The organism is Kluyvera sp. CHPC 1.251 (assembly GCF_036759945.1).
GTDB lineage: Bacteria > Pseudomonadota > Gammaproteobacteria > Enterobacterales > Enterobacteriaceae > Kluyvera > Kluyvera sichuanensis.
On record NZ_JAPKIC010000002.1, the window covers coordinates 209,597 to 225,072 of the forward strand.

Annotated in this window: 13 protein-coding genes and 1 other annotated feature; of the genes, 8 read left to right on the forward strand and 5 right to left on the reverse strand. The window is 54.1% G+C overall.

What is annotated here, in order from left to right:
* Positions 1 to 12: 12 nt before the first annotated feature.
* The 3 genes from dnaX to V6940_RS05425 all read right to left on the reverse strand — a co-directional run bounded on the left by dnaX (position 13) and on the right by V6940_RS05425 (position 3,121).
* Complete coding sequence (gene dnaX, locus V6940_RS05415; protein ID WP_333495127.1) at positions 13 to 1,950, reverse strand: DNA polymerase III subunit gamma/tau; 1,938 nt, start codon at positions 1,948 to 1,950, stop codon at positions 13 to 15.
* Positions 619 to 683: a sequence feature (DnaX frameshifting element), on the reverse strand. It overlaps the preceding gene by 65 nt.
* A gap of 92 nt (positions 1,951 to 2,042) precedes the next feature.
* Positions 2,043 to 2,594, reverse strand: coding sequence for an adenine phosphoribosyltransferase (apt, locus tag V6940_RS05420; protein ID WP_035891847.1), 552 nt, complete (start codon positions 2,592 to 2,594; stop codon positions 2,043 to 2,045).
* 149 nt (positions 2,595 to 2,743) lie between these two features.
* Positions 2,744 to 3,121 (reverse strand): DUF454 family protein, encoded by a 378-nt coding sequence (locus tag V6940_RS05425; RefSeq protein WP_333495128.1) that lies wholly within the window; start codon positions 3,119 to 3,121, stop codon positions 2,744 to 2,746.
* Positions 3,122 to 3,188: 67 nt separating this feature from the next.
* Here V6940_RS05425 and priC point away from each other — a divergent pair, with 67 nt between their 5' ends.
* From priC to V6940_RS05440, 3 genes are all read left to right on the forward strand, one after another.
* The gene (gene priC / locus V6940_RS05430; RefSeq protein ID WP_333495129.1) at positions 3,189 to 3,716 is read left to right on the forward strand and encodes a primosomal replication protein N''; all 528 of its coding nucleotides are present in this window, start codon (positions 3,189 to 3,191) and stop codon (positions 3,714 to 3,716) included.
* A 12-nt stretch (positions 3,717 to 3,728) separates the two neighbouring features.
* On the forward strand, positions 3,729 to 3,887 hold the full coding sequence (gene rsmS / locus V6940_RS05435) for a pleiotropic regulatory protein RsmS (RefSeq protein WP_333495130.1): 159 nt from the start codon (positions 3,729 to 3,731) through the stop codon (positions 3,885 to 3,887).
* An 80-nt stretch (positions 3,888 to 3,967) separates the two neighbouring features.
* Positions 3,968 to 4,882 (forward strand): Rpn family recombination-promoting nuclease/putative transposase, encoded by a 915-nt coding sequence (locus tag V6940_RS05440; protein ID WP_333495320.1) that lies wholly within the window; start codon positions 3,968 to 3,970, stop codon positions 4,880 to 4,882.
* 31 nt (positions 4,883 to 4,913) lie between these two features.
* Here the strand turns inward: V6940_RS05440 and mscK are convergent, their stop codons facing one another.
* Entirely contained in the window at positions 4,914 to 8,264 is a 3,351-nt protein-coding gene (gene mscK / locus V6940_RS05445) for a mechanosensitive channel MscK (protein ID WP_333495131.1), read from the reverse strand.
* Between the two features lie 102 nt (positions 8,265 to 8,366).
* Positions 8,367 to 9,035, reverse strand: coding sequence for a multidrug efflux transporter transcriptional repressor AcrR (gene acrR / locus V6940_RS05450; protein WP_185667105.1), 669 nt, complete (start codon positions 9,033 to 9,035; stop codon positions 8,367 to 8,369).
* Between the two features lie 142 nt (positions 9,036 to 9,177).
* On the opposite strand from acrR, the gene acrA reads away from it, so the two are divergent.
* From acrA to maa, 5 genes are all read left to right on the forward strand, one after another.
* Positions 9,178 to 10,374 carry a multidrug efflux RND transporter periplasmic adaptor subunit AcrA gene (gene acrA, locus V6940_RS05455; protein ID WP_220438620.1) on the forward strand — a complete coding sequence of 399 codons (1,197 nt, stop codon included), beginning with the start codon at positions 9,178 to 9,180 and terminating at the stop codon, positions 10,372 to 10,374.
* A gap of 22 nt (positions 10,375 to 10,396) precedes the next feature.
* The gene (gene acrB / locus V6940_RS05460) at positions 10,397 to 13,543 is read left to right on the forward strand and encodes a multidrug efflux RND transporter permease subunit AcrB (protein WP_333495132.1); all 3,147 of its coding nucleotides are present in this window, start codon (positions 10,397 to 10,399) and stop codon (positions 13,541 to 13,543) included.
* Between the two features lie 524 nt (positions 13,544 to 14,067).
* On the forward strand, positions 14,068 to 14,442 hold the full coding sequence (tomB, locus tag V6940_RS05465) for an Hha toxicity modulator TomB (protein WP_185667108.1): 375 nt from the start codon (positions 14,068 to 14,070) through the stop codon (positions 14,440 to 14,442).
* 25 nt (positions 14,443 to 14,467) lie between these two features.
* Positions 14,468 to 14,686 carry an HHA domain-containing protein gene (locus V6940_RS05470; protein ID WP_064547995.1) on the forward strand — a complete coding sequence of 73 codons (219 nt, stop codon included), beginning with the start codon at positions 14,468 to 14,470 and terminating at the stop codon, positions 14,684 to 14,686.
* Positions 14,687 to 14,825: 139 nt separating this feature from the next.
* Positions 14,826 to 15,380, forward strand: a complete 555-nt coding sequence (gene maa, locus V6940_RS05475; RefSeq protein ID WP_333495133.1) for a maltose O-acetyltransferase — start codon at positions 14,826 to 14,828, stop codon at positions 15,378 to 15,380.
* Positions 15,381 to 15,476 lie beyond the last annotated feature (96 nt).

Genomic DNA, 15,476 nt, shown 5'->3' on the forward strand with positions numbered 1-15,476 from the left:
CAGCGCTTGCGGTCAAATGGGGCGAATACTCTCTTCATCCAGGTCCGCATCGAAGAATCGGCGCAGCGTCTGAATGTTATTATCCGCGATAATCGACTCGCGCGCCTGCGCGAGCTTCTCTTCATAGATGGCCTGTCGCCACTCCAGCGGCGTACGCACCGCCGGATTATCATCTTCCACGATGGTCAATTCAACAGGCGCACCGTATAAAGTACTCAATGCCTCGGTCAGCTTTTGCTGCGCGCCTGGCGAATTCAGATGCCGCTGTGTAGGACGCAGATGCAGGCACACCGCGTTACCGTTCTGCTCTTTCCACGCGTTGAGCGCCACCTGTTCAACGAGCTTCGGCAGCGCCATCTGGCTCACCTCGGCCGCCCACGGGTCGCGTGCTAAAGATTCCACCGCCAGTTTGGCCGCCAGTTCTGGCGTTTTCTCATGCTCCAGCGCTTTCTTCAGCGCTTTCGGCGTGGCGACTTCCTCTTTTTTCACTTCATCAGCAGGCGTGGTCGCTTTCCAGCGGTATGCCTCTTTCTTCGCCGCAGGCTGGGTCAATGCGGCCGGTGCCGGACGCGCCTGAACGCGTTCCGTTACCGAAGCCAGTCTTTCCAGCGCAGCACTGTTCACCGGCCGCGCGCGGGAAGCGGCTGCCGGTTCACTCTTTTTTGGGGGGTTTACTCCCTGATTACCCTGCTGCTGTTGCAGCTGACGACGCGCGGCCAGCACCTGATTGGTTGAATCAGGAAGCGGAGCGGCAGGCGGCGGCGTCATCGGTGCAGAGGTCTGCATCGGTGGCGGCTGTTGCGTCATCGGTGCAGCAGCCGGTGCAAAGGTCTGCGGCGGCCGTTCCGGTTCCGGCAGTGGCGCATTGGGGTGGAACGCCAGTGCGCGCAGCAGCGTCATCTCAATGCCCATCCGACGGTCCGGTGCATACGGCAGCTCTTTACGGCCGATCAGCATCGTCTGGTAGTACAGCTGGACGTCAGTTGGTGGCACGGTACGCGCAAGATTGCGCATTCGCTGCTCCACGGCGGCCATATCGCTGCCGAGCGCCGCAGGCGACAGTTGAACCATCGCGATACGGTGCAGCAGGCTTTGCATCTCAACCAACAATGCTTCCCAATCAACGCCGCGCAGTGCAGCATCGTTGACCAGCTCCATCACGCGTTCGCCGTTGGCCGCCACCAGCGCTTCAATCAGCGACAGCGCCTGATCGTCGTCAAGGGTACCGAGCATTTCACTGACCGATACGGCGGTCAGTTGGCCTTCACCACTGGCAATCGCCTGATCGGTCAGACTTAACGCATCGCGCAGGCTGCCGTCCGCCGCACGCGCCAACAGCTGCAGGGCGCGAGGTTCGTGAGCAATATGCTCCTCATCAAGGATATGCTCCAGTTGATGACGAATTTGCTCAACGTCCAGCGCCTTCAGGTGGAACTGCAGGCAGCGCGACAGAATGGTAACCGGCAGCTTTTGCGGATCGGTCGTGGCCAGCAGGAATTTGACGTGCGCAGGCGGCTCTTCAAGCGTTTTTAACAACGCATTGAAGCTATGGCGCGAGAGCATGTGCACTTCGTCGATCAGATAGACCTTAAAGCGACCGCGTGCGGGCGCGTACTGGACGTTATCCAGCAGATCTCGGGTATCTTCGACTTTGGTTCGCGAGGCGGCATCGATCTCAATCAGATCGACAAAGCGCCCCTGTTCTATTTCGCGGCAGTTATCACACACGCCGCACGGCGTGGCGGTAATGCCGGTTTCGCAGTTAAGCCCCTTCGCCAGCAGACGGGCGATAGAGGTTTTCCCCACCCCACGGGTGCCGGAAAAAAGGTATGCGTGATGAATGCGCCCTAACGATAAGCCGTTCGCCAGTGCGGTCAGCACATGTTCCTGGCCGACGACGTCAGCAAAGGTTTGTGGGCGCCATTTTCGGGCTAAGACCTGATAACTCATTGGCAGGCTCTGAAACGCTGGAAGGTGGATTCACGAGGGGGTAATGCTACCACAGCCCCGCCGGATCGGCGAGGCTATGTATCGGGAAATGCTTAGTGACCCGGGAAATTCACCAGGCTATAGCTGGTGATGCCCTGTTTTTCCAGGCGCTGTTCGCCGCCCAGATCGAACAGGTTGATGATGAAGGCCGCATCGTGCACTTCGCCACCCAGACGACGGATCAGTTTAACCGTCGCTTCGATAGTCCCGCCGGTTGCCAGCAGATCGTCGACCACCAGCACTTTATCGCCAGCCTTGATCGCATCAACGTGGATCTCCAGCTGATCGGTACCGTACTCCAGCTCATAGCTTTCGGCGATCGTTTCACGCGGCAGCTTGCGCGGTTTACGCACCGGGACAAAACCTACGCCCATCGCCAGCGCGACAGGCGCGCCAAACAGGAAGCCACGCGCTTCGGTACCCACGACTTTGGTGATACCGGCGTCTTTGTACTTCTCGACCAGCAGTTCAATGCTGAGCGCGTAGGCTTTCGGGTCTTCCAGTAAGCTGGTGACATCGCGGAAAAGAATGCCAGGTTTTGGATAGTCCTGGATGCTCTGGATGCTGTTCTTCAGATATTCAAGCTGCTGTGCAGTTGCGGTCATAGGTTTGTGCCTGATTGAAACAGTGTTACTCAAGGCGAGCAAAACGGGTTAAAAATGGATGCTGCTTAATTTTTAACCGGGCGCGCCTGTGCTCGAAAACGCCAGAATTTACTGGCTAGCTCGTAGAATTGCAACACCATAAATGCGGTTCATCCGTTTTGTTGCTCTGCATCAACGACCGGAATACGCCAGAGGAAAATCAGTAATCCACAGAGAATCGTCAGCAGGAGCAGCCGGACCCACAGCATATTGACCAACCACAGCGAAACGCCAAAGGTCAATAAAATCACGATAATCGCCCGCGGTTTAGCCCCCGGTGGCATGGCTTTATAACGCTGCCAGTGGCGTAAATAGCCGCCGAACCAGGAACGATACAGCAGCCAATGATGAAAACGCGGCGAAGAGCGCGCAAAACACCAGGCGGCGAGCAGAATAAACGGCGTGGTTGGCAGCAGAGGCAATACTACGCCAATGGTGCCAAGGACTACCGCCAGCCAGCCAATAATGATTAAAATAGTACGCTGCATAATGCGAATCGTTATCAAGTGGGTCTGCTACTCTAGCATAGCCGATAACCATCAAGGGGAGAATCCGGTGAAAACGGCGCGGCTTTTACAAACGCTGGAACAACAGCTTACACGGCTTCAGACGCAGATTACGCCGCTGGCAGCCCATGCAACGCTGAGCGCGCGCTTTGACCGCCAGCTTTTCCAGACGCGCAGCACAAAAATGCAGGCCTATCTCGACGAAGCTTACGCCCATTTTGAGGAGCTTAAGCATGCTGTGGAACAACAGCAGCTGCCGCAGGTGGCCTGGCTTGCCGAACGTCTGGCGGCGCAGATTGAAGCCATCAGCCGCGAAAGCGAAGCCTGGTCGTTACGCGTCTGGGATAGTCCCTCGCCCGGCCTGCGTCGCTGGCAGCGCAAACGGCTGGAAACCCAGGACTTTGAACGTCGCCTGCTGGAGATGAAGCAGCAGCGTCAGCAGCAATACCTGCAGGCCATCACGCTTGAAGAGCAGCAGCGTCTGGCCCGCGAAATCACCGCTTTTGATGGCCGCCTCACCCGCTGCCGTGAAGCGCTGGAAGATATTGAACGCATACTGGCGCGCATCACGCGCTAACAAGGAGAAGCTATGTCGCTGGAAAGCGCCCCCGATGATGTCAAACTGGCGGTGGATCTGATTGAACTGCTGGAGAGCAACGAGATCGCCCCTGAAATAGTGCTAAGCGCGTTGGAGATGGTGCGCAAAGATTACATCAATAAGCTAAAAAATGCGGAAGGCGGCGCGTAAAACCCAAAACGGTGAGCTGCATCACCGTCATCGCCTGTGGCAAATTCTCGGTCACGCTCAGGAAAACCCGATGACGGAACATCATGAAAATCTATTCGGCGACGCCGCACGATGCCATCTTTAAACAGTTTTTACGCCATAAAGCGATAGCGCAGGATTTTTTACAGGCGCACCTTCCCCGCGAGCTGCTCGCGCAGTGCCACCTTGAGACGCTACAGCTCGCATCCGGCAGCTTTGTCGAAAAAAATCTGCGCGCCAGCTATTCCGACATTCTCTACTCGCTGCAAACCCGTAATGGGACGAGCTATATCTATGTGCTGATAGAGCATCAAAGCACGCCGGATAAATTGATGCCTTTTCGTTTGATGCGCTACACCCTCGCTGCCATGCAGCAGCATCTGGATGCCGGGCACGAGACCCTGCCGCTGGTCGTCCCGATGCTGTTTTATCACGGCAGCGTCAGCCCCTGGCCGTATCGTATGAACTGGCTTGAACTGTTCGATAACACCACGCTGGCACATCGCCTCTACACCCAGGATTTTCCCCTTGTTGATATCACCGTGATACCGGACAGTGAAATCATGGCCCATCAACGCATGGCAATGCTGGAGCTGTTGTTTAAGCATATCCGTCAGCGCGATCTGGCCTTTTTACAAGAACCGCTAGGGACGTTGCTGATAGAAAACTGGCTCACGCCGTCGCAATTGGAAACGCTGATCACCTACATGCTACAAGCGGGTAGCACATCTCATCCGGAAGCGTTACTCTGCGCACTGGCGCAATATTCACCACAGCATAAGGAGCAGCTGATGACCATGGCCGAATGGCTAGCCGAAGAGGGACGGAAGAAAGGGATTGAGCAAGGCGAAGCGCTGGGTCGACGCGATGAAGCGCAGAAGATTGCACAAAATATGCTGGATGCCGGGCTGCCCGCGGCGCTGATACAGCAGTTGACCGGATTGAACGCCGACGATCTTACGGCACAAGCAGAATAGTAAAGGGCGGCTTGCGCCGCCCTTTTTACGCTTAATCCGCGACCAAATCCTGGCCGTCGGTTTTACCGTCACGTTTCACTTCCGTCACCACATCCCCTTTCTCATTGTGCAGATGCACTTCGAGCTGGTTGAAGGCGATATTGATGTCGTTTTCACGGCACAGGCGATCGATAGTCCGGTTCAATTCATCCACGGTATAGCTACGATCACGCAGTTCGCGCACATACAAACGCAGCTCGTGATCCAGCGTGCTGGCACCGAAGGTGGTGAAGAAGACCGACGGTTCCGGATCGTGCATCACTTTCGGGTGGCTGGTCGCCGCCTGCAGCAGCACCTTTTTCACCTTGTCGAGATCGGAGCCATAGGCCACACCGAGGCGGATCACCACGCGGGTGGTGGTATCACTCAATGACCAGTTGATCAGTCGCTCGGTAACGAACGCTTTGTTTGGGATGATCACCTCTTTGCGGTCAAAGTCGGTGATGGTGGTTGCACGGATACGGATCTTGCTGACCGTCCCCGAGAAAGTGCCAATGGTCACCGTATCGCCAATACGCACCGGACGTTCGAACAGAATAATCAGGCCAGAGACGAAGTTACCGAAAATTTCCTGTAAGCCAAAGCCCAGACCAACCGACAGCGCGGCGGCAAGCCACTGCAGTTTATCCCACGATACCCCGAGCGAACCAAACACGGTCATCGCCCCGACGGCGATAATGGCATAGTTCAGCACGGTGGTGATGGCATACGAGGCCCCCTGGCGCATATTGAGCCTTGAGAGCACCAGCACTTCCAGCAGACCCGGCAGGTTGCGGATCAGCGCCCAGGCCACCATCGAGGCAATAATGGCAAACAGCAGGCTGCCCATAGTGACGTCTTTCACCACGCTGGCCCCCGCTTCGGTGCCGGTGTAATGCCAGAGCGTAATGCTGTCGAGGTAGCTGAATACGGTGATTAAATCAGACCAGATAGCCCAGAACATCAGGCCAAACAGCGCGACCATCACCAGCATGGTAATACGCAGCGTCTGCTGGTTAATCTGCTCCAGCGCAATCGTCGGTTCTTCCTGCGGTTCGGCCCCTTCGGCCCCCTCTTTCACCAGATTCTGGCGACGGGCAACCGCTCGGCGATAGGCAATGCGGCGGGCGGCCACGCTCAAACCGCGCAGTACCGTCTGGTACAGCAGGTTCCAGAAAATAACCAGATAGACCGTTTCAATCCAGCGGCCGGAAAGACGCAGTGTGGTATAGAAGTAACCGGTCGCGGTGAGCACCATCAGCCCCACCGGCACCAGCGACAGCACCGTCACCGTCAGCAGTCGCAGGCTGTGCGACTCTTTATCACGCCAGCTTTCGCGACACATCGGCCACGTCAGCACCGCAATCACTAACAGGTTTAACAGAATAACAAACTGCCCCAGCACGTCATCCATCAGGTTGAGCGGGGAGAGTTCCGACACCACCGACCAGAAGTGCAGCGGCAGCAGCGCGATGCTGATGCGCACAATCTGGCGACGCCAGTGGCTGGTAAGCTGTTCCGGCATATTGAAGTGGCGGACGGCAACACCGTTTTTCTCCAGCACTTTCCAGCACAGGCCGAAGACCAGCCAGTAAATCGCCAGTTTTTTACTGAATGCCCACAGCAGCGCGCTGATATTGAGCTGCATGGTCAGCAGAATCAGGCCTATCGCCAGAATGATCAGCACCACCGGCAGCGCACGGATGAGATCGATGAGAATCGCCTTCGGCGTATGCAGTTGGCTGTCATTACGCAGATTGCCCACCTGATCGCCGAGCTTATCCTGATAGCTGCGCAGCCACTGTAGTCGCCAGCGAATCAGCCCGGCAATCAGCAGCAGCGGAAGCCCGGCGAGGAAAGCAATGAACACGGCAGGCCACGCTTTCTCCCAGTTCACGGTGATTTTCATCGATTTGAACTGGCTCTTCAGCGCTTCAGGGAACGATTTAATCCAGTCCCAGTCCATTGGGCGGTTGCTGTTCACCCAAAAGATTTGCTGGGTCAGAATCGATTTCAGGCTTTTGGAGACGCTCATCAACTGCTGCTGGTTAACCTGCAGGTTGATAGCCATCATCAACTGGTTACCCAATTGTTTGTTGATCAGGTCCAGCATTTCGCGGCGCGCGTCGACGATTTGCAGCAGCGCATCATGCACTTCGCTGTCGACTTCGTTACTGTGCCCCTCTTCCAGTTTGGCAACAAAATCATCGCTCTGGAACAGAGTGTCGCGCTGCTGGTTAATCTCGAACTGCTCAAGACGCAGGTCGGCGATACGGGTGGTCATGTCCTCCAGCTCATCCGCCGACGGTAACGTCTGCTGCTGCTGATAAAGAATACGGGAGAGCAGCAGGCTGCCCTTCAGCACCGCAATCTGCTCTTTGACGTTACGTTCGGACTGCAGCGCGCGGTCGAGCCAGGTTTTTACCTTAATATTCTGCTGAACCAGCTGGTTGCCGCTTTCGGTTGCGGTAATCAGTTTCTGGCTCAGTTGATGGTTGATTTCGAGCTCTTGCTTTACCAGTGGGTTGCCCTGGATACGGGCGGTCTCTTCGGGTGTAGCGTTCTCGGCGGCGGTTTTTTCCGACAGCATCAGACGCTTACTGTTGACTGCTTCCTGCAACAGCTGAAGCTGATGCTCGAGGCGGGTACTGTAGGCGGTCACGTAGTCGCGCTGCTTCTGCAGGGAGTCCTGCAATACCGTATTGCCAGCCAGGCTCTTACGCTGAAGCTCAATCTCCGCGTCAAGCAGCGTTTTTTGCACCTGCAGCATCGTCTGCTGGGTAGGGCGCAGACCATCGCCGACGGTGTTGCCATTCAGGCTGTTACGCACCTGCAGCAGCTGTTGGGAGGCGGAGTTCATCGCGTTCTGTACGCGTTCAGGCTGGGTTTGCAGAGAGACGAGCTGGCTGTTGTAGGTGGCCAGGTCGTTTTGCGCGTTCTGTAAATCGTCCACCGCTTGGGACACGCGAGCTTCAAGCTGGCGCAGCGACAGGGTGCTCAGCGTTTTACGCGTCTCATCATCGTTATCGACATCGCTGATGTCATTCAGATTGTCGGTGGCCTGGCGCAGCTTAATGGGCGCCTGATCAATCTGTTTTTGTAGCTGGGTACTTTCCGCCTTAACGCTGTCGATTTTATCGAGCAGCTGCAGCGTTTCCGTCAGATCCTGCTGAACCAGCTTTTCCTGAGGGGTCAGGTCTTTTTTATTGTTCAGCGCGTTAAGCTGATCCTGGACGTCAGAACGGTCAGGAATATCGGTGCCGTTCAGCGCACGGGCCTGTACCGCGGCGATAGATAGCACAAAACAGACAGCAATAATGAGAAATGCAGAGATCGTGGCCCGAGGGCGGATGTTATGCAGCATAATCTTAACATGTGTGGTGGCTAAAGCCGGCGGCATGCCGGAGATAAATATCGGCGCAGAATAGCACTTCTGGCTACAGGCGAATAGCCGGGGCAGCCAGGATTATTCCTGGTAATCCTTAGAACAAGGGAGGTCTTTTTCGTCGCGTAGCGTTGGACAAAATTGATACATCTCAAGCAGGATAGCCACGTAGGACTCAGCCTCGGCCCTCAGATCAAAGGAGGTCGGGGCAAACAGCCAGTTTTCCATTAACCCTGAGATATAGCTGCGGGTTAAAATCGCCGCCCGGCGACTTAACAAATTTGCCGGTAAAACCTTCGCAGTGACACAGTCATTTAACGTCTGTTCAATCCGATCGTAACTTTCTAAACATAAATTACGCTGGGCCTGTTGCACTACGGCCATTTCACCGACAAACTCACATTTGTGAAAAATGATTTCCATCATCAATCGTCGGCGCTCTTCGATAACCGTGGCAACTAGAATATAAACTAAGATTTCTCTCAAAACTGAGAGTGGATCACCGGGGAATTTTGCCCGATACTCAATTTCAAGATCGCCGATGCTGGACTCTGATAACGCCCAGATTTCATTAAAGAGATCCGACTTATCCTTAAAATGCCAGTAAATTGCGCCGCGCGTCACCCCTGCCGCTTTTGCAATCTCGGCGAGTGAGGTGGATGATACCCCCTGCTGTGAGAACAACCGTAGGGCGACATCCAGTATGTGCTGACGCGTAGCCAGCGCTTCTTCTTTGGTTTTTCGTGCCATAGGTCGGTGAATTTGCAGGGGTTAGATTTACATACATTTATGAATGTATGTACCATAGTATGACGATAATACAAACGCAGCAATGGGTTTGTGGACGCTTGTTCCATTGATCAATTTGAAATCGGACACTCGAGGTTTACATATGAACAAAAACAGAGGGTTAACGCCTCTGGCGGTCGTTCTGATGCTCTCAGGCAGCTTAGCGCTAACAGGATGTGACGACAAACCAGCTCAGCAAGGAGCGCAACACATGCCAGAAGTGGGCGTGGTGACGCTCAAATCTGAACCTCTTGTAATCACGACGGAACTGCCAGGCCGCACCAACGCCTATCGTGTCGCAGAAGTTCGCCCGCAGGTCAGCGGGATTATTCTGAAGCGCAACTTTATCGAAGGTGGCGACATCAAGGCGGGCGAGTCGCTCTATCAGATTGATCCGGCAACCTATCAGGCATCCTATGAAAGCGCGAAAGGTGACTTAGCGAAAGCGGAAGCGGCTGCCAATATCGCCAAACTGACCGTCAATCGTTACTCCAAACTGCTGGGTACTCAGTACATCAGTCGTCAGGATTACGATACTGCCGTTGCGGATGCCCAGCAGGCTAACGCCGCCGTTCTGGCCGCAAAAGCTGCTGTAGAAACCGCGCGTATCAACCTGGCCTACACCAAAGTGACTTCGCCTATCAGCGGTCGCATTGGTAAATCGTCGGTCACCGAAGGCGCGCTGGTTCAGAACGGTCAAGCAACCGCACTGGCTACCGTTCAGCAGCTCGATCCGATCTACGTTGATGTTACCCAGTCCAGCAATGATTTCCTGCGTCTGAAGCAGGAGCTGGCAGACGGCAAACTGAAACAGGAAAACGGTAAAGCGAAAGTGGACCTGGTGACCAACGATGGCATCAAATATCCGCAGAGCGGGACGTTAGAATTCTCTGATGTCACCGTTGACCAGACCACCGGTTCTATCACGCTGCGCGCCATCTTCCCTAACCCTGACCATACGCTGCTGCCGGGCATGTTTGTTCGCGCACGTCTGGAAGAAGGGACCAACCCAACCGCGCTGCTGGTTCCTCAGCAGGGTGTGACTCGTACGCCGCGTGGCGACGCGAGCGCCATGGTTGTGGGTGAAGGCGATAAAGTCGAAGTTCGTCAGATCGTTGCAAGCCAGGCGATTGGCGACAAATGGCTGGTGACGGGTGGTTTGAAAGACGGCGATCGCGTGATTATCAGCGGTCTGCAAAAAGTGAAACCGGGCGTGCAGGTGAAAGCCCAGGAAGTCACTTCTGACGATAAACAGCAAGCTGCCGCAGGCGCCGCTCAGTCAGAACAAACCAAGTCTTAACTTAAACAGGAGCCGTTAAGACATGCCTAATTTCTTTATCGATCGCCCCATATTTGCGTGGGTGATCGCCATTATTATCATGCTGGCTGGGGGGCTATCGATCCTCAAATTGCCGGTCGCGCAATATCCAACGATTGCGCCGCCTGCGATTTCGATCACGGCCATGTATCCCGGTGCTGACGCCGAAACGGTGCAGAACACTGTCACTCAGGTTATCGAACAGAACATGAACGGTATCGATCACCTGATGTACATGTCCTCCAACGGCGACTCCACCGGTACCGCAACCATTACCCTGACCTTCGAATCCGGTACCGATCCGGACATCGCTCAGGTACAGGTACAGAACAAGCTCGCTCTGGCGACGCCGCTTCTGCCGCAGGAAGTTCAGCAGCAGGGTATCAGCGTTGAAAAAGCCTCCAGCAGCTTCCTGATGGTTGTTGGTGTTATCAACACCAACGGCACCATGAACCAGGACGATATTTCCGACTACGTTGCGGCCAACATGAAGGACGCCATCAGCCGTACTAGCGGCGTGGGCGACGTTCAGCTGTTCGGTTCCCAGTACGCGATGCGTATCTGGATGGACCCGAACAAACTGAATAACTTCCAGTTGACACCAGTGGATGTTATCGCCGCGCTGAAAGCGCAGAACGCCCAGGTGGCAGCAGGCCAATTAGGTGGTACGCCACCGGTGAAAGGCCAGCAGTTGAACGCCTCTATCGTGGCACAGACGCGTCTGACTAACACCGAAGAGTTTGGCAACATTCTGCTGAAGGTTAATCAGGACGGTTCGCAGGTACGCCTGCGCGACGTGGCGAAAATTGAGCTCGGCGGCGAAAGCTATGACGTGGTGGCGAAGTTTAACGGCCAGCCGGCTTCCGGTCTGGGTATTAAACTGGCGACCGGCGCAAACGCCCTGGACACCGCGAACGCGATTCGCGCTGAACTGGCGAAAATGGAGCCGTTCTTCCCGTCAGGCCTGAAAATCGTTTACCCATACGACACCACCCCGTTCGTTAAGATCTCGATTCACGAAGTGGTGAAAACGCTGGTCGAAGCGATCATCCTGGTGTTCCTGGTGATGTATCTGTTCCTGCAGAACTTCCGTGCGACGCTGATCCCAACTATCGCGGTGCCGGTGGTACTGCTCGGGACCTTTGCGGTACTTGCCGCGTTTGGCTTCTCGATAAACACCCTAACAATGTTCGGGATGGTGCTCGCCATCGGCCTTCTGGTGGATGACGCCATCGTGGTGGTCGAGAACGTTGAGCGTGTGATGGCCGAAGAGGGGCTGCCGCCGAAAGAAGCAACGCGTAAATCCATGGGCCAGATTCAGGGCGCACTGGTGGGTATCGCGATGGTGCTGTCAGCGGTATTTATCCCGATGGCCTTCTTCGGTGGTTCCACCGGGGCAATCTATCGCCAGTTCTCCATCACCATCGTTTCCGCGATGGCGCTGTCGGTACTGGTGGCGTTGATCCTGACGCCAGCGCTGTGTGCCACGATGCTGAAGCCAATTGCCAAAGGCAGCCACGGTTCTACCAAGGGCTTCTTCGGTTGGTTCAACAACATGTTCGAGAAGAGCACGCACCATTACACCGATAGCGTAGGCAACATTCTGCGCAGCACCGGTCGTTACCTGCTGCTGTATCTGATCATCGTTGTTGGCATGGCATACCTGTTCGTGCGTCTGCCAAGCTCCTTCTTACCGGACGAAGACCAGGGCGTATTCCTGAGCATGGCGCAGCTGCCTGCCGGTGCGACCCAGGAACGTACGCAGAAAGTGCTGGATGAGATGACCAACTACTATCTCACCAAAGAGAAGAACAACGTTGAATCCGTCTTTGCCGTAAACGGCTTCGGCTTCGCGGGTCGTGGCCAGAACACCGGTATCGCCTTCGTGTCGCTGAAAGACTGGAGTGAACGTCCGGGCGCTGAGAACAAAGTTGAAGCGATTACCGGTCGTGCGATGGGCTACTTCTCGACGATTAAAGATGCGATGGTGTTCGCCTTTAACCTGCCAGCTATCGTGGAACTGGGTACTGCTACCGGCTTCGACTTCCAGCTGATCGACCAGGCGGGTCTGGGCCACGAAAAACTGACCCAGGCGCGTAACCAGCTGTTCGGGATGATTGCCCAGCACCCTGACGTGCTGACCGGCGTGCGTCCTAACGGCCTGGAAGATACGCCGCAGTTCAAGATCGATATCGATCAGGAAAAAGCGCAGGCGCTGGGCGTTTCCATCAGCGACATCAATACCACTCTCGGCACAGCCTGGGGCGGTAGCTACGTCAACGACTTCATCGACCGCGGTCGTGTGAAGAAGGTGTACCTGATGTCCGAAGCGAAATACCGTATGCTGCCGGAAGATATTGGCAAATGGTACGTTCGCGGCAGCGATGGTCAGATGGTGCCTTTCTCCGCCTTCTCTACTTCACGTTGGGAATACGGTTCACCGCGTCTGGAACGTTACAACGGTCTGCCATCCATGGAAATTCTGGGTCAGGCGGCTGAAGGTAAGAGTACCGGTGAAGCCATGAACATGATGGAAGAGCTGGCGGGCAAACTGCCTGCGGGTATCGGCTACGACTGGACGGGGATGTCCTATCAGGAACGTCTGTCCGGTAACCAGGCCCCTGCCCTGTACGCCATCTCGCTGATTGTCGTCTTCCTGTGTCTGGCAGCGTTGTATGAGAGCTGGTCTATTCCGTTCTCGGTTATGCTGGTTGTTCCACTGGGGGTTGTTGGTGCGCTGTTGGCAGCCACGCTTCGCGGGTTAACTAACGACGTTTACTTCCAGGTGGGCCTGTTGACCACCATTGGCCTGTCGGCGAAGAACGCGATATTAATCGTTGAATTCGCCAAGGACCTGATGGACAAAGAAGGCAAAGGGCTGATTGAAGCGACGCTGGAAGCCGTTCGTATGCGTCTGCGTCCAATCCTGATGACCTCGCTGGCGTTTATCCTCGGCGTAATGCCGCTGGTTATCAGCTCCGGCGCAGGCTCCGGTGCGCAGAACGCCGTTGGTACCGGCGTAATGGGTGGGATGGTAACAGCAACCGTTCTGGCCATCTTCTTCGTACCGGTGTTCTTCGTGGTTGTACGTCGTCGTTTCAGCCGTAAAAACGAAGACCTCGAGCACAGCCATAAGGTAGAGCATCACTAAAACTATGCTATCGAAAGGGCCGCTATTGCGGCCCTTTTTTTTATCGCTACGCTGGCAGCCCTGGTGTCTATTTTTCAATCAATCATAAAAAAATAGATATTGTGGTTAGCCTATATATTAAAATATAGTCCCCTCTCCTATCTCGCTTTATTGAGATTTGTCTTTAATTCATTTTGAATAATCTGTAGTAACCCCGGCGATAGAAACGAATTAAGAATAATCCTATAATATTTAATCGAACGACATCGCAGCACCCGCGGTCTAAGTCCATGAATGTTCTCTTTATCATGCGAAAGTATGATAAAGCGGGGTCAATGCCCGCCCTGCCCGGTCATTGTTTATAAAAAAACTAACCATTTGAGACTTAATTGTAATTTTTCGTAATAGCTCGGTGAAATCTTTTGCGGAGTAGATTATAGTTACTGCAGATCGGGAACACGCACATGTTTCAGGTTAACCAGTAGTACCCATCCCACACCGGTATTTGTTACTCGTTGTTTGAACTGCAATCAGGGGGATGCGTTATGGACGAATACTCACCAAAAAGACACGATATCGCACAGCTTAAGTTTCTTTGCGAAACCCTGTATCATGACTGTCTTGTCACGCTTGAAGAGAGCAACCATGGTTGGGTGAATGACCCTACCTCGGCGGTTAACCTGCAGCTTAATGAGCTGATTGAACATATTGCAACGTTTGCACTTAATTATAAAATTAAGTACGACGAAGATAATAAACTGATTGCGCAGATCGACGAATATCTGGATGATACTTTCATGTTGTTCGGTAACTACGGCATTAATAGCAGCGACCTGCAAAAATGGCGTAAGTCAGGGAACAAACTTTTCCGCTGTTTCGTCAACGCTAGCCGAGCTAACCCTGTTAGCCTCTCTTGTTAAAATTATTACAATCAATGGGTGAATTATGTCTGATAAACCACTAACTAAAACTGATTATTTGATGCGCCTACGACGCTGTCAGTCAATTGATACGTTAGAACGTGTCATTGAAAAAAATAAATATGAACTGTCTGATAACGAACTGGCGGTATTTTACTCAGCGGCCGATCATCGTCTGGCTGAATTGACCATGAATAAACTGTACGACAAAATTCCTTCAACCGTCTGGAAGTATATTCGTTAATTTTTATTCATTTACAGGCACGTACCCCACTCCGTGTATTTTGTCGAATCTCTGTGATTTGCATCACATCGATGAATCGGGAACGTTCCCAAATCTCTGTTCGCCTTTTATGGTGATGGCTTCCCGTACTGGAGGCCCTATGAGTGAAGAAAAACGTAAGATGATTGCGGGTGAATATTATCGCCCGGCTGATGACACGCTGAGAATGGACCGGCTACGCGCCCGGCACCTTATCCATCGGTATAATCATACCGAGCCGGACGAGAAATCCGAACGGGCAGCGTTGTTGACAGAGTTATTAGGCAAAGCCCACGATGCCTATATTGAACCGACATTCCGCTGCGACTACGGCTACAATATCCATCTCGGTACCAACTTCTACGCGAATTTCGACTGCGTGATGCTCGATGTCTGCCCTATTTATATCGGCGATAACTGCATGCTGGCGCCCGGCGTTCATATCTACACCGCCACCCATCCGCTTGATGCGGCTGAGCGCAACAGCGGCATTGAATATGGCAAACCGGTGACTATTGGTCATAACGTGTGGATTGGCGGGCGAGCGGTGATTAATCCCGGCGTGACCATCGGTGATAACGCGGTTATTGCTTCCGGTGCGGTTGTGGTTAAAGATGTACCGGCAAACGCCGTCGTCGGTGGTAACCCCGCTAACGTCATCAAAATGCTGGCCTGATAACAGACGCGGACTGTTATGCTTTTTTGCAACCGATCTGTTACTTTCTGTATTGATTGACGCAACATACAATAGGCTATTCCGCCCTTCGTTGCC